The 21,780-nt window shown below is 60.2% G+C and carries 21 protein-coding genes; 14 read left to right on the plus strand and 7 right to left on the minus strand.

Going from position 1 to position 21,780, the window contains the following annotated elements:
* Positions 1–460: 460 nt before the first annotated feature.
* From BM337_RS20570 to BM337_RS09425, 6 genes are all read left to right on the plus strand, one after another.
* Positions 461–1,108, plus strand: a complete 648-nt coding sequence (locus tag BM337_RS20570) for a hypothetical protein (RefSeq protein WP_143117686.1) — start codon at positions 461–463, stop codon at positions 1,106–1,108.
* Positions 1,109–1,303: 195 nt separating this feature from the next.
* Positions 1,304–1,759 (plus strand): hypothetical protein, encoded by a 456-nt coding sequence (locus tag BM337_RS09405; protein ID WP_177227386.1) that lies wholly within the window; start codon positions 1,304–1,306, stop codon positions 1,757–1,759.
* 46 nt (positions 1,760–1,805) lie between these two features.
* Entirely contained in the window at positions 1,806–2,447 is a 642-nt protein-coding gene (locus BM337_RS21600) for a hypothetical protein (protein ID WP_245778641.1), read from the plus strand.
* Between the two features lie 252 nt (positions 2,448–2,699).
* Positions 2,700–3,230 carry a hypothetical protein gene (locus BM337_RS09415; protein ID WP_089816274.1) on the plus strand — a complete coding sequence of 177 codons (531 nt, stop codon included), beginning with the start codon at positions 2,700–2,702 and terminating at the stop codon, positions 3,228–3,230.
* Positions 3,227–4,405 (plus strand): Imm49 family immunity protein, encoded by a 1,179-nt coding sequence (locus BM337_RS09420; protein WP_089816276.1) that lies wholly within the window; start codon positions 3,227–3,229, stop codon positions 4,403–4,405. The genes BM337_RS09415 and BM337_RS09420 overlap by 4 nt, the downstream gene beginning before the upstream one ends.
* Positions 4,406–4,512: 107 nt before the next feature.
* A complete protein-coding gene (locus BM337_RS09425; protein ID WP_089816278.1) occupies positions 4,513–4,725 on the plus strand; it encodes a hypothetical protein in 213 nt (70 codons plus the stop codon).
* A gap of 86 nt (positions 4,726–4,811) precedes the next feature.
* Here the strand turns inward: BM337_RS09425 and BM337_RS09430 are convergent, their stop codons facing one another.
* The 3 genes from BM337_RS09430 to BM337_RS09455 all read right to left on the minus strand — a co-directional run bounded on the left by BM337_RS09430 (position 4,812) and on the right by BM337_RS09455 (position 9,427).
* Complete coding sequence (locus tag BM337_RS09430) at positions 4,812–5,528, minus strand: ferredoxin--NADP reductase (protein ID WP_089816280.1); 717 nt, start codon at positions 5,526–5,528, stop codon at positions 4,812–4,814.
* Between the two features lie 125 nt (positions 5,529–5,653).
* A complete protein-coding gene (locus tag BM337_RS21100) occupies positions 5,654–8,197 on the minus strand; it encodes a G8 domain-containing protein (RefSeq protein WP_177227388.1) in 2,544 nt (847 codons plus the stop codon).
* Positions 8,198–8,692: 495 nt separating this feature from the next.
* The gene (locus tag BM337_RS09455) at positions 8,693–9,427 is read right to left on the minus strand and encodes a helix-turn-helix domain-containing protein (protein WP_089816282.1); all 735 of its coding nucleotides are present in this window, start codon (positions 9,425–9,427) and stop codon (positions 8,693–8,695) included.
* Between the two features lie 89 nt (positions 9,428–9,516).
* On the opposite strand from BM337_RS09455, the gene BM337_RS09460 reads away from it, so the two are divergent.
* Together BM337_RS09460 and BM337_RS09465 are read left to right on the plus strand one after the other, a co-directional pair.
* Positions 9,517–10,629, plus strand: coding sequence for an MBL fold metallo-hydrolase (locus BM337_RS09460; protein WP_089816284.1), 1,113 nt, complete (start codon positions 9,517–9,519; stop codon positions 10,627–10,629).
* A 3-nt stretch (positions 10,630–10,632) separates the two neighbouring features.
* On the plus strand, positions 10,633–11,922 hold the full coding sequence (locus BM337_RS09465; protein WP_089816285.1) for an MFS transporter: 1,290 nt from the start codon (positions 10,633–10,635) through the stop codon (positions 11,920–11,922).
* A 728-nt stretch (positions 11,923–12,650) separates the two neighbouring features.
* Here the strand turns inward: BM337_RS09465 and BM337_RS20580 are convergent.
* Positions 12,651–12,854, minus strand: a complete 204-nt coding sequence (locus tag BM337_RS20580) for a hypothetical protein (protein WP_143117687.1) — start codon at positions 12,852–12,854, stop codon at positions 12,651–12,653.
* Positions 12,855–12,938: 84 nt separating this feature from the next.
* Complete coding sequence (locus BM337_RS09470) at positions 12,939–13,832, minus strand: outer membrane protein assembly factor BamB family protein (protein ID WP_177227390.1); 894 nt, start codon at positions 13,830–13,832, stop codon at positions 12,939–12,941.
* Positions 13,833–14,447: 615 nt separating this feature from the next.
* Between BM337_RS09470 and BM337_RS20585 the strand changes: the two genes are divergently transcribed.
* On the plus strand, positions 14,448–14,834 hold the full coding sequence (locus BM337_RS20585; protein ID WP_143117688.1) for a hypothetical protein: 387 nt from the start codon (positions 14,448–14,450) through the stop codon (positions 14,832–14,834).
* A 126-nt stretch (positions 14,835–14,960) separates the two neighbouring features.
* On the opposite strand, the gene BM337_RS20590 is transcribed toward BM337_RS20585, so the two are convergent.
* Together BM337_RS20590 and BM337_RS09475 are read right to left on the minus strand one after the other, a co-directional pair.
* A complete protein-coding gene (locus BM337_RS20590; RefSeq protein ID WP_143117689.1) occupies positions 14,961–15,596 on the minus strand; it encodes a hypothetical protein in 636 nt (211 codons plus the stop codon).
* Between the two features lie 1,579 nt (positions 15,597–17,175).
* The gene (locus BM337_RS09475) at positions 17,176–18,114 is read right to left on the minus strand and encodes a hypothetical protein (RefSeq protein ID WP_089816289.1); all 939 of its coding nucleotides are present in this window, start codon (positions 18,112–18,114) and stop codon (positions 17,176–17,178) included.
* A 260-nt stretch (positions 18,115–18,374) separates the two neighbouring features.
* Here BM337_RS09475 and BM337_RS09480 point away from each other — a divergent pair, with 260 nt between their 5' ends.
* From BM337_RS09480 to BM337_RS09500, 5 genes are all read left to right on the plus strand, one after another.
* Entirely contained in the window at positions 18,375–18,782 is a 408-nt protein-coding gene (locus BM337_RS09480; RefSeq protein WP_089816291.1) for a hypothetical protein, read from the plus strand.
* A 499-nt stretch (positions 18,783–19,281) separates the two neighbouring features.
* Positions 19,282–19,869, plus strand: coding sequence for a hypothetical protein (locus tag BM337_RS09485; protein ID WP_089816293.1), 588 nt, complete (start codon positions 19,282–19,284; stop codon positions 19,867–19,869).
* Positions 19,870–19,887: 18 nt separating this feature from the next.
* Positions 19,888–20,070, plus strand: coding sequence for a hypothetical protein (locus tag BM337_RS09490; RefSeq protein WP_089816295.1), 183 nt, complete (start codon positions 19,888–19,890; stop codon positions 20,068–20,070).
* 297 nt (positions 20,071–20,367) lie between these two features.
* Positions 20,368–21,048 (plus strand): nucleotidyltransferase domain-containing protein, encoded by a 681-nt coding sequence (locus BM337_RS09495; protein WP_089816297.1) that lies wholly within the window; start codon positions 20,368–20,370, stop codon positions 21,046–21,048.
* Positions 21,041–21,538, plus strand: a complete 498-nt coding sequence (locus BM337_RS09500; RefSeq protein WP_089816299.1) for a DUF8154 family protein — start codon at positions 21,041–21,043, stop codon at positions 21,536–21,538. The genes BM337_RS09495 and BM337_RS09500 overlap by 8 nt, the downstream gene beginning before the upstream one ends.
* The last annotated feature ends 242 nt before the right edge of the window (positions 21,539–21,780 follow it).

Below are 21,780 nucleotides of genomic sequence, written 5' to 3' on the forward strand. Positions count from 1 at the left end.
CGTGCCAGAGGATATCGTTAGTCAGATTCGTCCACGAGGGCAAGCTATCGGATTCACTATCTCGTCGCATCCAGATGACTCGGCAGATCAAATTACGCTAGAGTACGACGATGTCACGGACGTAAATATCAGATTCAATCGGGGGGACAACTGGGACTGGTCCGAACCCAGAATCCTCCTCACGTTCTCTACGATGTCGTTGGATACGAACGTCCAAGTAAATCAAAACAAGCGCACGCGCTCACTAGTACAAGACCGTGTCGAGGCGATATTAGGGCTAATAGAGGAGATCGTCCTCGTGACTCAACCGGAATATGTTTGGAGTATGTTGAATGTCGGACCAGAACCCGATAACGGATTACGACCTTCGGAGCGGCCGATCGCCAAGAGTATCTCACGGATGTTTTGGGTGACTGTATTCTCAAAATCTACGGTGGGTGAGTTAGGTGGTAGAGAACGTGTGCTAGAGGCTCCAGCCTGGATGGTGAAAGAGTTAGATAGCGGCCACGTAATGGTTGTTAAGACAGACAACCCAGTAGATCCAACCACCAGACCGTCGGTTTCAACCGATTCGTACCTGTTGGAGGGGAAAAGTCGCGAAGTACTCGAAGAAGACCAACAGGATATCGCCGATCCGTTTTTGCACCTCGATAACGGTGCACTGGGTACTGACGTCGTTATCCACCGAGAAAACGTCGAAGGCAATCTTACGAACGACGATATCCAGCTGGTCCGAGTTAAAGTCGAAGAGGATGCGCTCTGGGAACTCGATAGCGGGGAATTTCTCCGGCGGCGAATCGATCATCAAGGGGATCCGATTGGAGATCTACCCGATAAGATCGGTGTCGATGAAGAGCCATATCCACCGCTCATCCGCCTCAACGTTCCGCCTGAATTCGTGGAGCTTGATGCGCCCACTGACGAAAACGTCGTGACGAAAGTTCTGGAGATGGACATCGAGATTTCTAAATTGAAGATTCTCGCTAACTTGGCCGGCGCAGTGTCCGATGCTGAGGACCTCGCCGCGATCGAACCACTCGTCGATCAGTTACACAAACTGGATGACGTGAGCGGAATCGAACAAGTTATCGAGGAACGGATCCTCTAGTATGTCGTAATCTAGATGGCTCAAGTGCTGAAGAGGACTGACAGAACCTAGTTGTCAAATCGAGGCAAAAGTGACGACAGATACTGAAAAACGAGATACCAACCGAAGGTCCGGCGATGGTTTGGGAGATGGTATTTATGACCCAAACTCTTCAAGACGCGTGCATTCGTTCAATTGCTCGGACGGTGGCACATAATGGGCCGACGACTTACGACAGAACTCGATCCGTATGGTCCCCTCGCCGACAAGCGATATGAACGCGACCCACCAGTCATGGACGCGATCAAGATCGACGGGACACTTACGAAGCAAATCCTGCTCGTCTCTGAGGAACTCGGCGTCGATGGCGAGCGAATAGTTGAGTTACTCGGCGCGCCGCGAAACGGTGGCGCTCCGGAGCCGGAGCACGAAATTGCCGGTGCGCAGCAGGAGAAACTACGGGACCTGATCGCGGAGCTTCTGATCGAAATTGAGGACTACGTCGACCCAGACGAGGACATCGCCGAACTGGCAACCGAAGTCCATCCCAGAGACAAAGCCTTGGTCGAGCCGACCGACGACGTCTTCTTAGGCGTCTACGGGAAGTTGCGCAGTGTCAGAATACTGCACGATTTTGCCATCGAACACGACATCGAGCTCTCAATTGGATGACTGCTTGGAAAGTGCACGGAACGTCTCGTGAGATCATCGACTACCTATGAGTGACCGAATTGAGATCGATCTCCTCGTCGGAAAGGATGCTTCGCCCTCGTCGCTTGAGCCGTTACGTCGGTACGTAAACGAACAAGCTGGATTCGAGGCTGACTGGGGGAGGGATGACGAGTGTCTCTATATGATCGGTCAACGGGATGCGGGGTCATTTGGGGTCGACCTGATGTATCACGAACCGGACTCGTCGTGGTATACCCTTCCAGCAGAAGTAGCCGTCGCGATGGATGTGTCAGAAGATGACCTCGTGGGTCACGAAGACGGTCATGCACGAATCGAACTGTTGCTGTCAATGGTCGAAATGGTACATGCAGCGGTGGATGCCCGATATGCGTACGGGTTCGACACGAACCACGTCGGCAGCGTCGGCGAGGACTGGGGCCTGGACAAACCAATGACCGACGAGAGTCTCGCCGAGAACCGTATCGCCGAGATAAGCTGGCTGATGCTGTTCGGGCCCGAGATGGTCGCAGAGTACGGGCGGGAGTGGCTACTCCAGGCGCCGGCGTGGGAGCGGCGAGAACTGGACGACGGCGGTATCATGCTCGTCGCGAGCCCCGACCCCACGGACTACGAGACATTCACTGATGGACGCGAGCAGCTCCGTGAATACTTCGGGTTTGCCGAGTAAGTAACGACGCGGTACATTCGGCCCTCCGCCTCGGAATACGTCGCCTTCGAAGCGATTCTGTAGAACGGCGAGACAGCCCTGTAGTCACAAATTCGACGATCGGCTGGGAACGGGTCAGTTCCGGACCTGCTCCGCAGCGACGGCGACCAGAGCGCACTGAAAGCTACCGACGACCTCGACAGTATCACGGCCGTCAGACAGACCGACGGCGAACTGATCATCGAAGGCCAGAGACACGGCATCGACGTAGAGATGAGCTACCCCGGGGATGGGGAATCATTCTACACGAGCAACAGCGACTACTCGCTCGACGAAATCCGCGAGATGAATAACCAGGATATCGGTGCGGACGTCGTCGAAGAGGACATCGCGCCGGAACTCATCGAACGACGCGACGGGTGGGATGTCGTCTACGCGGAGCAGAAAGGCGGTACAGACGCCGGGATCGACGTCATCGCAAAGGATGCAGACGGCAACTACGTCATTACCGAGGTCAAGTTCACTGGAAAGAGTTCGACACCCGGCAAAGGGATGTTCGACTCCTTCCGGGGCGACCACCGGCAGATGGAGGACGAATGGATCCAAGACGCCTTCGACGATGAAATTGACGAGGGTAGCTTCGACGAATACACAGAAGTAAAAGGCGCAATCCGAAGTAATGATTACCGCAAAGAAGCAATCGTCGTGCAAGATGCTTCCTCGGGCAAGTCAATCACGAAAGGCCTCACGGATTTCGGATTCGACGATGTCACAGTCGTTAGGACGGGAGGTGTGACGAAGTGACGTTTACAGAAGCCGAGCTCAGGGAGTATATTCAGGATGCCCGAGCGGAACTCGACTTCAACACCGGTTTGTGGCGAGATGGTTCGGTTGCCATTGATGGCGTGACGAATATCACCCGCAACACCGGAAAACAGTACAACCGCCTCGCAACGGGTGCAGCATTGCTCGGAGTGGTACGTGACGCCCGCAACTGCTTCGGGGAGGCGGCGAGAATCTATCTCGAACAGATCCGTGCCACCCGCCTGCGGCGCGATATTCGTGAACGCATCCTCTGGGAAGGCGAACCGCGCGTGTTCTTCCGAGCGTTAAACGCCGGTTTACTCAGTCGAGATGAATCGCTCCTGACCGAAATCGCGACCGAGGCTATCGAGGTCGACGAAAGTTATCTCGACGAGTTCGCCTCGGATTATCCAGATAGTCCCGCGCAATACTACGATATGAAGGTTCACGCCGCACTCGTTCTCGGCGACGAGCGAGCGGCGACGTTCCTCGACGAGTTGCGCGATGTGCTTGATGTGATAACGGATAAGAGTCAGTACTGGGAGGTAATTCCCAGGTATTACCAGGCGCTCCTCGACGAATCTGCCTCAGCAACCGAAGCAGCGCTCAGAGAGCTACACGACTTTTTCGCGGGTGAGGAACCAGACCCGGACGACCCGAACAAGTACGTTCTGCACGATGTCTGTGCATATATCGTCCTTGCACGGCGGCACGGACTCGATGTCTCGATCGATTCTGACCGCCTCCCAGAGGTCTTACTCAAGGAGGATATTCCCCACGAAGACGTGGAACTCGACGTCGACTTTGGAAACGTGCAGGTCACGAGCGACGTCGGGCTGTTCGAACTGGAACGCGACGACGACGGTTCGCCCGTGATTGCCGGGCGGATCTACCACCCGGGCGGGCGAGAGGTAACCGCCGAGGACGTTCCGGAACGGGAGGCGGGTCAAGTTCTCTCCGACGAGTGGGTCGACGCGGCACTCGACGAGGCAGCGTGGCGAGACCACTACGCCGACGATCTGGTCGCCGACGCACAAGAGGCATTCGCAGACGGGTCACTGACACGAAAACTGGTCGTCGTGCAGGACCGGACCGACGAGCACCTGTTCGACGAGTCACTGACGACGCTGCCGATCGACGACATCGAGTTGCTGAAGGGTGCCGGTCGGCGGTAACGACGTCACGTCGGTCTGCGGTGGTTTTCTGCAAGTAACAGACCGACACCGCCGGCGACATCGCTGACCGGCTCGCCGACACCCGGGCGCTCCGGGCCCTCTCGCGGATGAGCGACGCGAAAGAGGCGGGCAAGGCTCGCGTCGCAGCGCGGATTCTGCTGGCCAGCGACGACGCCAGCGAAGCGGTGATCAGCCAGGCAGATACCGCCGGCGCGGCGGTTCGGTTGTGGCGCGTCCAGCGCAAGATGGACGCCGATGTGGACGCTGCCCGAAGCCAGACAGGCACGATTGGGCGAGACGCTGGCGCGGAGCGATGCTGATAGTCGGACCGCGATCAGGGGAATGGACCAGGACGCGCCGGACGACCTGACGAGTCTGGACGTCGAATCGAAGACCTAGATCCCGTCTACTCCTCAGCGGCGTCCGCCTCCCACCCCTCGGTGAAGATGCGCTCCTCGTCGGCGCCCTCGTCTTCCAGCAGGTCCGCCGTCTCGACGACCATCTGGGGGACGCCACAGACGTAGCAGTCGGCCGCGTCGAGGTCGACCGCGTCCAGCGCGTCGGGCAGGTGGTCCTGCACGTGGCCGGTTCGTCCCGGCCAGTCCTCCTCCGCCCGGGAGAGGACGTAGTCGACGGCGAGGTTCTCGTTCTCGGCACGAAGCTGGTCGAGGCTCTCGCGGAAGATGAGGTGGTCCTGGTCGCGCTCGCCGAAGACGAGGTGGGCCTGCCCCTCGCCCTCGCGCGCGTACTGTTTCACCATCGGGAAAATCGGCGTGATGCCGGTCCCCGTCGCGGCGAAGACGGCGTCACGGGCCGTCTCGCGGACGTAGAGGTTCCCGTCGACGGGGTCGATCTCGATCTCGTCGCCCGGCGAACGGTCGTGCATCCACACCGACGCCGTCCCGTCGTCGTAGCGCTTGATGGCCAGACAGATCTGGCCGGTCCCTGGCTGCGTGATGGCGGTGTAGGGCCGCTCGACTTCCTCGCCGTCGTCGTCCTGGAAGTGGATGTGGGTGTGCTGGCCCGGCCGGAACTCGAAGGTGTGGTCGTCGGCGACCAGCCTGAACTGCTTGACGTCGGGCGTCATCTGGTGGACGTCGGCTACCGTGACCGTGATCGTCATGTCACTCGGCTATACGTTTCGGGGAGGGAAAAGAGGTGGTCCGCTTCGGACCCGGCCGGCGGGGAACGAAACCCGGCCGAGTTCCCGTCAGTCTCCCCTGTCAGTCTCCCGCGTCCGGCACGCCGCTACTCGTCGGTGGTCCGCGCCGACGGCGTGAGGCGGCTGTTGTGCTCCAGTCTGACGTCGACGTAGTCGACGTTCGTGGTCGTCGGTGCCAGTTTCTCGTACTGGCCACCGTCGGTGGCGTCGTGGAGTGCCGGCCCCTCGAGGTTCGGGCCGCCGGTCTTGAAGCGCGTCGGCGGGGGCGCCACGTCGTTGTCCGTCGCGTCGCGACCGACGAACACGGTGTCCCTGGTCTCGGAGCCGCCCATCGCGAAGTGACCGATGTTGAAGTCGGCGATCACGCTGTCTTCGAGAATAGAGGTCTGGAACTCCGTCCAGACCCCCGAGTGCTCGCACTTGTAGGCGGTGAAGCCGGTGAGCAGGTCCTCCCGGTTCTTGGGGATCTCGTCGGGGTCGATCTCCATCGGTTCGAGCTGCATCATCAGCCCGATCCCCTGGCAGATGTGCTGGTAGTGTGACATCCGCCACGAGCGAAGGAGGGCGTCCTCGCCGACGTCGCCAGTGTAGCCATCGAGCTGCTTCTGGGGTCGAACCGAGTAGGAGTGGGCGACGTTGTCCTCGAAGGTTATCTCGAACTCGCTGGCGTCGAGTCCCACGTCCGACTCGTCGTGGCCGTCGTAGAAGAACCCCATCGCGCCGTAGCCGCCGGCGGCGTGGTTCCCCACGAGCTCGTTGCTGGGATTCGAGATCCAGAACGCGGCCGGTCGATAGCTGTTCTGTTGCTTCGGTCGCCGGCGGACGTCGCCCGGATTCTCCAGGTACCCACCGAAGGCCCGGTCGGACTCCCTGACGTTCTTCGTGAGGATAGCCAGGTTCTCCCGGAAGACGTTGCCCTCCTCCGCCGGGAGTCCCTCCTCGACGAGATAGGAGTGGTCGATAGTGTCGAAGACGACGTTGCCTTCGATCAGGACGTTGCCAGTGCCGTGGGCGTTGATCCCGCGCTGGAAGCTGTGCCAGACGCTGTTGTGCCTGATGTAGGAGCCGTCCTGGTCGTGGCCGTGGTGGAAGTGCAGCGGGTATCTGGCCTGGAGACCGGTCTGGCCCAGGCGGAACCCTTCGAGCCCCTCGATCCGGACCCGTCCGGGGTCGGCGAAGATGCCGTGGCCGCCGAAGCCGGGGGCGTACTCCGAGTCGACGCCCTGGTTCCGGTCGCGATAGCTGAGTTCGTCGCCGCGGAGTTCGACGTTGCGAGTGAGCAGGCCGACCTCGGCCCGCATGTCGAGTTCCGTGCCGGCGTGAGTCTCGACGGCGCCGTAGTGGTCGTGTTCCAGGGGTTCGTCCAGCGTCACCTGGGTCCCGTTGACCGACTCGACCGTCCGCCGTTCGGCTTGCCAGGGGTCGGAGCCGCTGGGGGCGATGGCGATCTGGTCGCCCGCCTCCCAGTCGACAGCGTCGGCGAGCGTGATCGTCTCCGCACCGGCGTCGGCGCTGGCGTCGAGTTGCGTCCAGTCGGTCTTCTCCCGGCTGGCGCCGTGGATCTCGATCGAGCCGCCGTCCCAGGTGCCGAGGAACTTCGTCCCGATGGCCATGTCGTCCTCGCCCCTGACGTTCCCGTGGCCGAGGCCGACAAGCGTGATCCGGACGTCGTGTTCGTAGGGCTCGTCCGCCGACCCGATGCGGATCAGCGAGTTCGACCCCTCGGCGAGCAGCCACGTCGTCGTGAGTTCAAGGTCGACGTCGGCGCTGCCGTGGCCGTCGTCGCCCGCGACGATGGAGCAGGCCTCGACCTCCTCCCAGACGTCGGCCTCCCCGGGTTCGTCGTCCTGGGTGTACCACTGGGCCTCCCAGTTCGCGCCGTCGTGGGAGACGACGTCCCCGGACGTGTAGGCGGCGTCGTGGGAGTCGACGGGCTGCCACCGGGGCGCACAGGCGGTCCCCTCCCCGTCGAACCGTCCGGAACTGTCACCGCTCTCCTCGAGTACCAGTTGGTTCGCCTCGTCACTCCCGTCACCGTCGGCGGTGCCCTCACACGGGCCGAGTTCTTCCCAGGGGCCCCACTGACTGGCGCCCGGTTCGTCACCTTCGGTCCACCACTGGGCTTCCCAGCGGGTCCCGTCGTAGGTGGCCCTGTCGCCCTCTCTGTAGACCGTTCCCGAGTCCCAGGGGGCCGGGCACGACGCCGCGTCGCCGGAATCGTCGCTTCCGCTGGTATCGGTACCGTCGTTGTCGCCGTCGCTGCCGGTACTACCGTCACTGCCGTCGTCACTGTCGCTGCTGCCGCCACTACCGCTGTTGTCGCCGCTGACGATCGAGTCGTCGGCGAACTCGAGGGTGCCGTTGACGAGGACGCCGTCCAGCGGTGGTGGGCTGGTGTCGAGCACGACGTGGTCGCCCTCCTCGATGGTCACCTGGTCCCCGGCTTCGGGGAGCGAGCCGTCCCAGGTCGCCGGGTCCGACCACCTGCTCGGTTCGCTCGCGGTCTGAGCCGAGGCTACGTTACTTCCGAGGGCGCCCGCTACGACGAGGCCGCCAGTCGCCTGGAGAAACCGTCGCCGTCCCAGCGCCCCACTTCGATCCGTCTCGTTCGATTTGCGTTCTCCTGTCATAGATTGCTCTCGTGAGTGTGTCCGCCGATTCGGGACACAGATTCTCGTCCGTCGCACTGCCCTCGCTCACTCACCGGTCTACCCGCGGCACCCGTCCAGAGCCCCGGGATCCAGGACGTGACCCCCCAGGACGGGCACGCCACCGGCCGTCCTGGATTTCATATCAGGCTTCGGTATAATAAATTCCAGCACTATAGATATTGCACGCAAACCTTTCCGCTGGCAATACACTTACCCCGGAACGACAGGCCGGTACGCGACGGTCGATACCCTGGACGATTCTGCTGGGCGAGTCCCCCAACCGTGGACCCGGTCGATCAGGTGGCGGCTCCCCCTCACGATCGGTCAGTGTGACGCCGACAGCGACCGGTTGGGAGTCGCGAGTGACCGTCGAACGAATCGACCAGTCCAGCGTCCGGAGAAACGCAGTGACGAACGCTCTACATATCCCGGAGCGACGCAACGTTTCCGCCCTCTGTCGGGAGCGGACGCCGTTCAGTCGGCGGCCCGTTCGGACTGACGCGTCTTCTCGACCTGCAGTGGGTCGGCCGACGACGCCGCGGTCACCAGTCGCAGGAACTGGCCGGCGTTCGTGAGGAGTTTGTTCTCCGCCTTCCGGAGGTGTTCTTCGTACGTCGACCGGGCGACGGCCGTCTGGTCGGCGAGGTCCCTGAGCGACGTCTTCCGCGGCTGCTCGTAGTAGCCGCTCTCGAGGGCCAGCCGGAGGGCCGCCAGCTGTCGGTCGGTCACCGTTTCGAACAACTGGTCGACCGGGGCCAGCATGCTGTGGGGGATCTGCTGTTCCGTGATGGCCGTCTTCGAGAGCACCTCGACGTCCCGGTCGGCCTCGAGGTCCCGAAAGAGGGCCTGTACGTCGGTCTCGTCGAACGCGATGACCGTGTAGTGTTCCCACCCCTGGCGGTGGATCGTCGGCGGCTGGTAGAGGCAGTTGTACTCCTCGAACCGTTCGATGATGGAGCCCTCGAGCGAACAGAGACAGGACTGCGTGACGACGTGGAGGCCGGACTCGTCGACCGATTCGTGGAGGATGGTTCCGAGCTGGTCGATCTCGTCGCGGAGCTCGTCGGTCGGGGACGCCGAGGAGGAGAGTTCGATCACCTGGCAGTCGCTCAGGTACCACTCGCGGATCGTGAGGTCCGGGTGGCGTTCCGAGATTTCTCGGTACGGACACTCGTGTTTGACCCGGAACGAGGCCTCGTAGAGGCTCATACGTGATCGAACGGTCCTGATAGAATTAAGGGTGCCGGTCATGTCCGGCACGAACTATATGCAGCTTCTTCGTCTACGAGGAACCACTGATGCCAGCAATCTCTCCAGACCGACTCGGTGACCGCTTGCGGACCGACGGCGACGACGTCGTCGTCCTCGATATTCGCCACGAACAGGCGTTCGAGGAGTGGCACGTTCCGGGCAGTATCAACGTCGACGCCTACGACGAACTGACCGCCGACCCCGAGTCGGCGAAGGACGCCCTCGCAGAGCTCCCCGAGGACGGCCAGATCGTCACCGTCTGCGCTGCGGGCGTCGTCTCCCAGACCGCGACTGACGTCCTCCGGGAGATGGGCTACGACGCCGTGACGCTCACGGACGGGATGAACGGCTGGAGTCGCGTCCACCGGCACGCGAGCGTTCCCGCTGACCTGGACGGCACGCTGATCCAGGTCGCCCGGCCGGGGAAAGGCTGCCTCTCGCACGTCCTCGTCTCCGACGGCGAGGCCGCCGTCTTCGACCCCTCGCACTACCTCGACGAGTACGAGGCGGTCCTCGACGAGCACGACGCCGAGCTCGTCGGCGTCTTCGATACGCACGCCCACGCCGACCACGTCTCCGGCGCCGCCGACCTCGCAGAGCGCCGCGGCGTTCCGTACTACCTCCACCCGAAGGACGCACTCGCCGTCGACGCCACTCCTCTGGCGGACGGGCAGGTCTTCGAGGTCGGAACCGTCGAAATCGAAGTCGTACACACCCCCGGACACAGCGAGGGGAGCATCTCGTTCGACGTCGGCGGTGCAGCGCTCCTGACGGGCGACACGCTCTTCCACGACAGCGTCGGGCGCGTCGAACTCGGCGTCGAAGCCGGGATCGAGGACTCAGATATCGAGCAGAACGCCGCCACGCTCTACGAGAGTCTCCAGCGCCTGCTGGCCCGGCCGGACGGCGCGCTCGTCCTTCCGGCCCACGATCCCGGCTCGCCCGAACCGCCGGTGACGGCGACGCTCGGTGAGGTCAGGGACCGGAACGCCGACCTCGGCCGCGACCGCGAGGAGTTCGTCGAGGCGCTCGCTTCGGACGTCCCGGACCACCCGCCGAACTTCGAGCGCGTCAAGCGAACGAACGTCGGCCAGGAGTCGGTGCCCGCCGACGAACTGGCCGAACTGGAACTTGGGCCGAACAACTGTGCCGCGGAGTAATCCATGAGTCAGGCCACCGAACTCAGACAGGGAATCCGCGAGCACCTCGGCCAGTTCTCACTCCACGTCCTGCTCGTGTTCGCGACCGGGCTGACCATCGGGTCCGAACGCGCCGTCGTCCCCGTCCTTGGCCGGGACGTCCTGGGCGTCGAGTCGCTGTTCGTCATCGGCTCGTTCGTCGTCTCGTTCGGGATCGTCAAGTCGGTCCTCAACCTCTACGCCGGGAAGTGGGGCGAGCGGTACGGCCGCAAACCCGTCCTCGTGCTCGGGTGGGCGACCGCGCTCCCGCTCCCGCTCGTCCTCGTCTTCGCCCCCAGCTGGGGCTGGATCACGGTCGGGAACGTCCTGCTCGGGATCAACCAGGCGCTGACCTGGAGCATGGCGATCAACGCCAAGATCGATCTGGCGGGTCCGGACCAGCGCGGCCTCGCGGTCGGTATCGACGAGGCGTTCGGGTACAGCGGCGTCGCCGTCGGCGCCTGGGTCACGGGCCTCATCGCCGGCCAGACCAGTCTCCGGCCCGAGCCGTTCTACTTCCTCGCCGCGGTCGTCGTACTGGCGTTCCTCGTCTCCGTCTTCCTGATCAGGGAGACGGTCCAGTACGCACAGGCCGAAGGCGACGACGACGACCACGACGCGAACCTCCCGTTCGACGAGGTGCTCAAGCGGGCGACCTACGGCGACAGGACGCTGTTCGCCGCGGCGCAGGCCGGCCACGTCGAGAACTTCGTGGACACGCTGTTCTGGATCGCCGTGCCGCTGTACCTCACGAGCCAGGGGCTGGGCATCGCCGCGGTCGGCGTCGTCGTCGGCGTCCACAGCGCGATGTACTTCCTCCAGATCGCGACCGGTGGGCTCGCGGACCGCATCGGTCGCCGCCCGCCCGTCGTCGCGGGGATGTTCCTCGCGGGCGGTGGCGTCCTCGGGATGGTACTCGTTGAGGGATACCTCCCGTGGGCTGCCCTGGCCGGCGTCTCCGGGCTGGGCATGGCGTTGCTGTATCCGAACCTGATGACGGTTCCCAGCGACGCCGCCCACCCGACGTGGCGGTCGGCCGGCATGGGCGTCTACCGGATGTGGCGCGACTCCGGCTACGCGGTCGGCGCGGTCCTGATCGGACTCTCCATGGAGTTCGTGAACGCCGAGGCCGCCTTCTACCTGACCGCCGCCCTGATGTTCGTCTCCGGCGCGGTCGTGTACGGCTGGATGGAGGAGACCCACCCCGACTTCGGGACGCACGAACCGCCCGCCCCCGCGCCAGACCCATCGGCCCGGACAGTGGCCGAGGACTGATCAGAAGTGAGGGGCTGTCGTCACGTCGCCCGCGAGGACGGGATTCGGCTGTGGTGCGAGGGCGACTGGTGATTCGTCGGTTCCCAGCTACGATGCCCGTTGGGGCACGTGAACCGCGTTAATGCGACGTCCTAGAAGGGAAGTGACGGCGCTCTACCGTTACCACGAGTCACGCCCGTAGGGGTGTCGAACTGGCGGAGCGCCCGTCGGAGGTTTCTCGAACCGGGTGTCCAGCAGTCGCGCCAGCGACGAATAATTGGTCGCTGGTGGGTCTCGCTTGAATGCGCCGGGGCACAATCTGGTACCTGTTAATTGGCGTGGATACGCCCCTGCTCACTCCCCGGTGGCTCTAATGAAATCCTGAGCAGTGGTTCAGCAAAGCGCTCTCTTGGTCAATACAGGGAAAAGACGTACCACTCACGTCCAGAGGTGCCGAGTAACCAGCTGAAATACTCCTATTGCACCCACTATCAGAGAGCAGACTGCACCGATAACAGCCCAAATCCCACCATCACCTTGCCCAATCATCACCAGCATGGCTCCGCCAGCGATAATCATAGCTACGGTAGTAAGAACAATACGCGTATCTGATTCATCCAAACTTCCCATGCAATAGTGTAATTTTAGCTACCGATAAGTTTTGTTCAATAGGCACTTGTAGAGTACGGTTGATTCAACTATTCGTGGCTGGAATCATCGGCTCTGAGTCGGGTAATACGGGCCGTACACTAATCAGGCCGACGAGATTGGACGACTGTTGCGGCTCCAGAGACGACGAGAAGGAGGGCGCCTCCAATCGCAATCAAGTTGACTGGTCTCTTCTGCAGACCTGATCCAAACGGGTTCTGAAATGCACCAGTGATTCCGTGAAGTACAAGACCGACTCCGCCAAGAATGAGGGTTCCAATTCCCCACTTGAGTTGCCTGTTCATACGCGGGATTTACTGTCAGTCGGTTTATAAAGATTGGTTCAAAGAACCAGGGTTTGATTCGCACGTATAGCTCCAGAACGATGACTAAGCAAGTTCGGAGAGCGTCGTGCCAATAGTAGCGTACACGCGCTCACCGACGAGACTGACCCCAGCCCTGTTCGGTACAGCGGACTCGAATGTGACCGTCCAGAGTACCTCGCCCGACGTCGTATCGTAGGCACGGACCTTTCCTGCGGAAAACTCGTCGCCATCACGTACCTGTCCGACAACAACGAGCGTTTCCTCACTCACGACCGGTGCATATGCGTACCAGTCAGTCTCGTCCTCCCAGAGCGTTTCCCCAGTTGTGAGATCGAGCGCGACGACCCGACCGGACTGGAGTCCGTCGGTGCCGACCGCGGTGTACCCCCTGTCACCGACGACGGCAGGCGTCGCCACGTCCATTCCCAAGTTGCGTGGCTCCCACAATCGCTCACCGTTCTCCGTATCGTACGCACCGACGACGCCCCCATTGGGCGGGACGTCGTACGTGCCGACGAGGAGCCGCCCGTTAGCGACAGCTGGTTGATGAACCTGACCGGGGATCCACTCTCCCGTCCACAGTCGCTTGGGTCCAGCGGACAGCGGACGGTCAACTCCGGACCGTTCTGCGTAGGCGACGACGCCGTCTGACGCACCCGCCGTGTACAATCTCCCACCTTCGAGTGCCGGCATCATCCCATCTACGTGCCAGTCTTTCGTACCGGATTGGATGGCGAGAACGTTCCGCGAGGGAGTTCCGACGTACACCTCCGTCGGTCCGACGGTCAACGAACTCGGACGACGATCGCGGAGCATGTACCGGTTCGTTTCGGTGGTTCCGTCGTAGCTGACGACGGCGTAGCGGGATTCGCTTTCGTCGGTCTGCTGAACTGCGTGGAGCGTCCCGCCTGGACCGAGCCCAGCGTGTCGAACCGTGGCGTCGGTGACGGTTGTCACAGCGCCGATTTCCCGTGGGTACGACGCGAGGCTCGATCCGTACAGGACGATGCGAGAACTGCCAACGAGAGGACGAACGGGCGATTCGACGGACGTGAGGGCCCGACGCGTCGGCGCTTGGCGAGGAGGACTCGCGTGAGGATTGTGGGCGGTGTTCGCCGCATCGTATCGAAGGAGGGGCCACGTATCCTGTGCAGGTGCCCAGGCGTCGAAACTGGCTTCCGGGGCACCGCGGAGGAGTCGGTGTCCACCGTACCCACCAACAGCGAGGGCGGCCCCGGCCCCGAGGAGCTGACGCCGGGTAATGGAGGTCATACGTTCCATTTATTCCACTACCGTAAGAACTTGAAGGATGCCACACGATGAGTGGCTTCCTCCGGAAGCTGCTTAGAGAACTGGACGGGGCGACTTAGAAGGAATCAGTGGCTCAGTTGTTCACCGCAAAATTGGAACGAGCAAGACTAACTTCGGTCGTCGTGTGAACAATTGGTGCGTCCAATTACTCAGCTACCATGTATGATATTGGTCAATTTACCATGTCTTTCCAGGGTCATTTAATCGGGATCGGACAGTAGAGGGCAATGTACTTACCACAGTCGTTGATTTATCGATAGTATGCGTCGCCGCCAAGTACTTCGCGCCAGTTCCGCTCTCATAGCGGCTGGTCTTCCAGCCATTACTGGCTGTCTGGGTTTCGGCACCCAGGCAACTGCGCCAATCAAACTCAACAATGACACCACCTCAGAAGTGTTCTTTCGAGTCAATACAGAAACGTTGGATGGGGAATTTTGGCGGGAGATAGAAGTCACCATCCCAGACAATGGTTTCAAGAATGATCCATGGTTCAAAGAGATGTTCGTTGACGAGGGTGACTACACAGTTAAGATCATGACTACCGACGAAACTGCTGAAACCCAGGTAACCCATCCATCCAATGAGTGGGACTATCTCTCAATTTCGGCAAACTCGTCCGGCATCTCAATTCAGAAATTCGAGCAATAAGCATGTAGTGAATTCGGTCGATTCACCCCCTCTTCTGCGTAATATCCGCCTGAACTCCATCGTACAGACGAGATTGGTATCACTTTGGTCAACGCTCTCAGCACCTGCAAGCCCCTCAACTACGGTCTACTCACTGGAGCTGTCTCGACAGTAAATAGTCTGTGTGCCTGTGACGGAGACTGAACGGAGCGATCCAACGTCGTAGAGAGTCGGCGCCTCGATATCAGCGCGGACGGCCATTTCAGTGGTCAGATGGTAAACCCCGGTGACCGGATTATCATAGAGGGCACCCTGTTGTACTGAGAGTTCTCCTTCGACACCGACGAGAAACCCGTCAGTCGTCTCTTCAGAAAGGTCGTTGTCGGCGCGCGGGTCGACGGATAACTCCTGTGTGTCCGAATTCGCCTCGGTATCGAGGTATGAGTTGAATTGGTAGACCGCTTCGAAATCAGTAGCATACGCTTCAGCTGACGCCGCTGTGACCGATTGTGGGTACTGTGGGTAATCTTTAGTTTGCAGTCCTGCTGTCGGCTCAGGTCGTGGTAGGTCTGAGACGGTACACTCCTTCGGAGACGGCGTTTCGAACGGAAGTCCGGTCTTGCTCTCCGTTAGGGATACTGTTGGAGAGGCCGTTGACTGGTTTTCCGTCGTGGTCTCCGGAGTGTCCATCGATGTTGAATTCGGAGAACTGGTCTCACGGGAAGTACATCCTGCGATTGAGAGCGTTGAACCGAGAAGGGCCAAAACGTGTCGTCGATTCATTATATGGTGGCATTCTCTCTCTTTATAAATGCTTTTTTGCGGCTAATGTAGTATAGACGATTTAGAATACTGGACAATTCAGTAGGTCTTCTCCGGAATTGTAATACCGCGATCGGCGAGTACAGACGGAGCACGAGCTGAAGCATCACACCCGAACCAGAAGTCACAGCCAGTGAATCTACAAAACTTATGTGAGTGGTGCAGCGGTTTGTAGAACTCTCCTCGGCGAATCTAAGGCAGTAAACAGGAGTTCATAATCGGCCAGATCGTCCGGGAGGAACACTGGAGCAGACGCTCGATTGGAACTAGGAAACGAGAGATCGTGCGGATGAGCAATCGGAGGAACAGAGAAAGTTGCAGCACGAAGGCTGAGCTGGGTGGAACCGAAATTGGGCGAGTGAAAGAGGGCCAACGAAACAGGGCCTGAAAGTTTCATAATCGGTTGCAGTCTGGTGGTTTTGGGATCGGGACTGAGTGGCCAGATTGGCCTGCAATCGAGGTGATGGCCCGAGACAGAACGCGGTCGAGATGACTACTATCGAGTTGGCCTGGAAACGACCCAGTGACAGTCGAAGAACGAAAATTGGCAGTCGAGTGGCTTAGAGGGGTTAAATCGTACGAATTGAAAGTTGAACGAAGGTACGAGTCGCGTGGACTGCGTTGGAGACAAGTGGCGTCTCAACGGACCGACGACGTCAACTCAACGCCCGTTCGAACCGGGCGACAAAACCTTCATAATCGGTTGCAGTCTTGCGATTGCGCGACTCACGCACGGGTACGTTCGGTCGTCGTCGACTGCGCATCGAGCGGGCCGAGCGGCAGTCCCGATATGGGTGAGTGGCCAGCGATCGATAGAGAATACGAACGGAGGCTAGTAGCTCGACAGGGAGAGACTCAGAATCCGTTCGAGCGCCCCTGAAGGTCGACATTTGTCCGGACATTCAGATATGAAACGGGGCGTGGAATCACTCGATCGACCAGGCTTCACCATTCGACAGTCGCCCCCCTGTGACCTGCTTGAACCCCAACTCTTGGAAGTGAGTTCGGAATTTTGGGTGGATCATCCCGGCGAATCGAGCGAGACGGTGATTTCCCGGCTCAAATTTTCATAATCGGCTTCCGTCCGGCGATTTCTCTGAATTCTGCGCGGCGCTTATTCCCAGATTAACGACCCCAAAAAACCGTGTTTGACGGCCTCTATCCGACTACTGGCATTTCCTGCTTTCGTCACCATTCGGTCCCTTGGAGATTTTGCTCCTAGTTTGGATCGCTTCCTGCACTTGGTGCCCCTTGCGGACGATTTGACCGATTATGAAACGGCGATTAACAACGGAGTAGCCCTTAGATCAGTGTTCGGAGCTACTGAGACACTAATAGTGGTTTTGGAAGTGTGTTTCTCTGTCTTTGCCGATTACCAGTGTGCGAGAGGACTGAGAAGCCAGTACTAAATACGGAGGAAGGGGGGACCACGGTAACCGAAGAGTTGTCCAGTCGCTGCTAAGAACCGCCTGCTGAATACAGAGTGTGTCAAAAACAGCGTAGAATCTAATCGAGAACATTCCTCTCTGTGGGCTGGTCGTCAGTCGCCCCCACTGAACTGCTTGAAGTTCTCAATGGTGACGGCGATGGCGTCCCGATCTGGGACGTCACGGACCGCGTATGCCGTTGGATAGGTCCCGGCCGTGGCATATGTCTCGGGCTGGGCAATTCCTCGCCGGTCAGTGTCCGAGTGCTCTCGGAAGTACTTCCGAGTGATCATCGGCTCTACGAACGTCAGTTCCGCAGTCCCATCGTCGTCGGGGTCGTAGGCGCCCCAGATGAGTGTGTTCGAGAACTCCCCACCGTTCATCTCGGGAACAGTAGCGTCGACCATGTGTTCACCCATATCGGTGATTACTCGTTCCTCGACGATTGGTCCCCGGCCGTATCCATCGGGAATGTACGTACTCGGAAGGTCGTAGGTCGGTGCGGCTGGCCCGACGATGGCGTCGACGGTGTCGGTCGGGAGCATGTGGAAGTGGATGTCGAAGTGGGGCACTTCCCATGCCATCGGTGGTGGGTGTCCCTCCGGATTCCAGTTGAGCCCGAGGAAGGTGAAGGGCGTCGACGGCGTTTGCGGAAACGGGATGAAGAATTCCTGTGACCACTTGTGGTGGATGACCACCGATTCGCCGTCAGGTCCGTACTTGGTTGTGTACCGCTGAGCGCCAGACTGTTCAAGTTCTGCGGCCGACGGAAGCCCCTCGAGGGCGGATCGATCCATCAATAGTCCGTGATACTTTGGCCGTCCTGACGGTGTGGCGGTGGTGAACGTCCGCACCTCACCGTTACCCAGGTTCACAGGAGTTCCCCACTCGGTAATGCCGTTCGGTGGGAACGTATCGCCTGCGTCCGCGCTCGCCAGTCCACTCGTGCCAATAACGGCACCCGTTGTAGCCACTGTCGCAAGAAATCGTCGTCTTCCAATGTGATTCCGGTGAATACCAGCTCCCAGTTCCCGCGTGTTCTCTCGCGTCATTGTTGGGCGGAAATGAGAGTGTGAACCACCCAACACTTCCTGTAGTAGTGGTACATGGCAGGTAAGATAACCGTATCGAACGACTATGTATCTCGATGCGCTACTTTACTGGTCTTTGACCAGAGAAATCACAGTGAATACGGCCTATTCAAGCGATTTGGAGGGTGCCGGAGATGTCGTGGTCGACTGCGGCGGGTGGGTCACGGATTGAGTGGTCGCTTCAGGAAATTTACTTCCCAGTGCCAGCTGTGGCCGGACGTGTGCAACGCCGCCACGTCCTCCTCGGTGCGACTGCCACGTTATCCGGCCTCACTGGCTGTATTTCCCCGTTCACGTCCGATGGCTCCCTCAGAGACGTGAATGTCGAACTCCGGAATGCGGACGATCGGGCACGGACGTTCCACCTCGCGCTCGAAACCGAAGCTGGCGTGCTGGACTGGGAATCGTACCGCGTCGACGTGGGCACCGACGACGAAGTGACGATGACGCCGGACAGAGACGTCTCTCCAGTCGCGTTACACGGAGTCGTCGAGAATTTCGCGGCGAGCGTCGATATCCTAGGCGTTGACGACCTCGACGAGGACTACTGCCTCCAGTTCCATTTTTGGTATGCACATCCCAGCGACGAGAGCCCACAGTTAGCGCAGGTCGCTGACACCGAATGCTGACCATGGACGCGATCTACCGATAGATCCGCGCATGGATTGAGTAGTTGCTTCAGCTCGAATCGGACCGGTATCTGATTCGTCGCAAGTTGAGTGTATGACGTCCATACGACCAGTTCTGAGCAAATACGATCGTTGAGCCGAGCGCGTTCTCAACAAATCGAGCGTCGATGCACGACGGCACTACACGTAGAGAGAGCACAGGACAGTAATAGCGAAACTGAGCCCGCTCATTACGTACGGAATCCATTTGCGTACACTGATCAGGTGAACGCGACTTTCCCGACGCCGGCGCCCCTATCGACCCGATGGTTGAGCGCATTGAACGACAGCTCTCGGTGAGCGGCTAGCACGTCGACACGCTGATCCAGAAGGCCAACACCAGGGGCTCGTCGACGTCACGTCCGACGGAGAGCGTATCGACCTGACGCCCGAGGGCCGCGAACAGCTGTGGGATTCTGGCCAATCGGGCAACGCCGGGAAGATCGGCCATCAGGCGCCAATGGAGTACATCGCACGTGGACTCAGCGCCCTCGGGTACCACGTCCGCGTCCCGCGCCAGACGGGCGACGAGATGCCCGACCTCGTGGCCGAGGTCCCGATCGAGACTGGCGGGGCGACGCTCGAAGAGGCCAAACAGAACCGGGAGCAGCTGCTCGACGACTATCCGGGTATCTTCGCACTCAGTGGCGAGCAGGACATTGCCGTCGAGTTCGAGAAGGCGACCCGTTCGGCGCCGGCACAGATCGGCGACAACCTGGGGAAGGGCGTCGAGAACGGCGACCACGTCCTGTTCGTCGTGAACGCCGACGACGACGGCTTCGCCGACGGTGCACGCCAGATATCGGACAAGCTCGCCGACCCGATGCTGACCTACACGAAGGCCCGCACCCCGAACGACGCCGACCGTCGGTACCACCACTGCGACTACAGGTGCACCTCGTCAGCGGAGGGAGACAGCTACGTCGCGCTGCCGGGAGACGCCACGTATCAGTGGGTCGACGACGGCGACTCGGCAGTCGTCCTGCGCAACTCAGACGGAGACGAGTACGCGAGATTCGATTCGATCGGCGACTGGCTTGACCGCTGACTGGCCGATTTCCCGGTGATGTACGAAGTCAGTGACGACGGCTATGCCGACGTCCGGGGAGATGAGAACACGATTTCGAAGACGCAGTTCCGGGAGGAGTACACGCCCGTCAGTTCGCCGTATCTACCGCGAGAGGAGTTTCAGGGCGAACTCCCGTCACCTGGCACCTGGGATATCGCCGTGCTCCCCCAACGATTCTGAGCTCCCACTGCAGTACTACGATGCGGACGAGGACACCTGCTATCCGCTTCCAGACCTTGCTAGCTCGGGTGCGTCAAAGGCCGATACTGTGGCCGAGAGTTCGCCGGTGCCAGCCGAAGAAATCGAGGACGATGACGATCTGTGGCCAAATCACGTCTAGAACGCCCCTGACTCCATCGTCACATCGGTGCAGCCGTATTCGACCGACATCGTCGCCACGACCGTCTCGCCAGCGCAGGAACTTTTACTGTCGCCAGCCCTTTATACCTCGTTGCATAAGATCACACAGTGTCTGAAATGACGAAACGAGGCATAACTGTCTGTATCGATGTCGTGCCAGGCGATGATACAGGCCTCTTTCGTAGCGAGGCAGCCGACGAGATACTCCGTCTGCTTGTCGATGCTCACGAGACCGAATTTACGATTGCCGAACTCGTCGATGCAACGGGCGCGGCGCGCTCAACAGTCTGGCGAGCGGTTAATCTCCTCGAAAGTACCGGTGCAGTCCGCGTGCGAGAGACGGCCCAACGAAACTACGTTGGAATCGACCCGGATCGCCTCCACAAAGACGACCCCATTCTTGCTATCCCACAGTCGGAATTCCACGATCCGATTCGCTTGTTTGTCGAACGAGTCCGACAGGCCGTCACCGACACCGATGACGTCAATGACGTCCTGGGTATCGTGGTCTTCGGAAGCGTCGCTCGTGGTGAAGCCGATCGGCAGAGTGACCTCGACCTGTTCGTCATCGTCGACGGTGACCGGACGAAAGCACGACAGCTCGTAACGGATATCGTCGCGGACCTCCGCGACCGACGATTCGACGGAGACCGATTCGACTACGAGCCGTACGTCGAATCCGCTGAAAGTGCACGTCGAGCCGGTTCGAAACTTCGGGAAATCTTCGATGAGGGAATCACGGTCTACGGTGACGACCGGCTTCAGACGATTCGAAAGGAGGTCTTCGCCGATGAGTAGTACGCGTATCGAACAATACATCGACGACGTCCAAGCAGCGTTCGACCGCCGGCCAGCACAAATCGAATCCGGGCTCGACGTCGACGACGCGTCTCTCCTCCAGCTTCGGAAGGCGTGCCGGCTGCTCGCCGGCGCCGCATCCCTCCGCGATGAAGGCTACTACACACTGGTCATCGAGGCATCGTTCGTTGCCATCGAACGGACAGTCGAGTTTCGGCTCCTCGAGCGTGGAACGATGGAGCCTGCCGACCTCCCTGGAACCCACCCCGGCGTCTACCGGGAAGCAGCTTCAATTGGGATCTTCGCTGAATCCACCGCCGAGGATCTTGCAGACCTCTGGCGTGAACACCGAGCAAAGACGTATTACCAGGACGGACTTGCTGCAGCGGATCGCGCAGAGAAAATGTATGCACTCGCCACTGAGGTTCACGCCTTCATCGTCGGCCGGTCCACACGGGGCCACGAGTGTTTCTGTGATCGAGACGGCTGAGTCCCGACTCCGTTTCGAGCCTCTTGTTTAGACACTATGTTCAGTGAAACAGCCAGTAAGTAGGGTTACACACTTAACGAGGCTCGTGCGTCTGCAATAACCGAGAAGCCGCTGAGCGTACTTTACAGGGAGTGGCAATCTACGTGGATTTCTTCGTGGCTGTCGAATCCATATGATTCCAAGTGCCGGTGGCACTGAGAACGTGACTGTACGCTTTTCATTGCGGGGCGTGTTGGCTCGGT

Source organism: Halomicrobium zhouii (genome assembly GCF_900114435.1).
GTDB lineage: Archaea > Halobacteriota > Halobacteria > Halobacteriales > Haloarculaceae > Halomicrobium > Halomicrobium zhouii.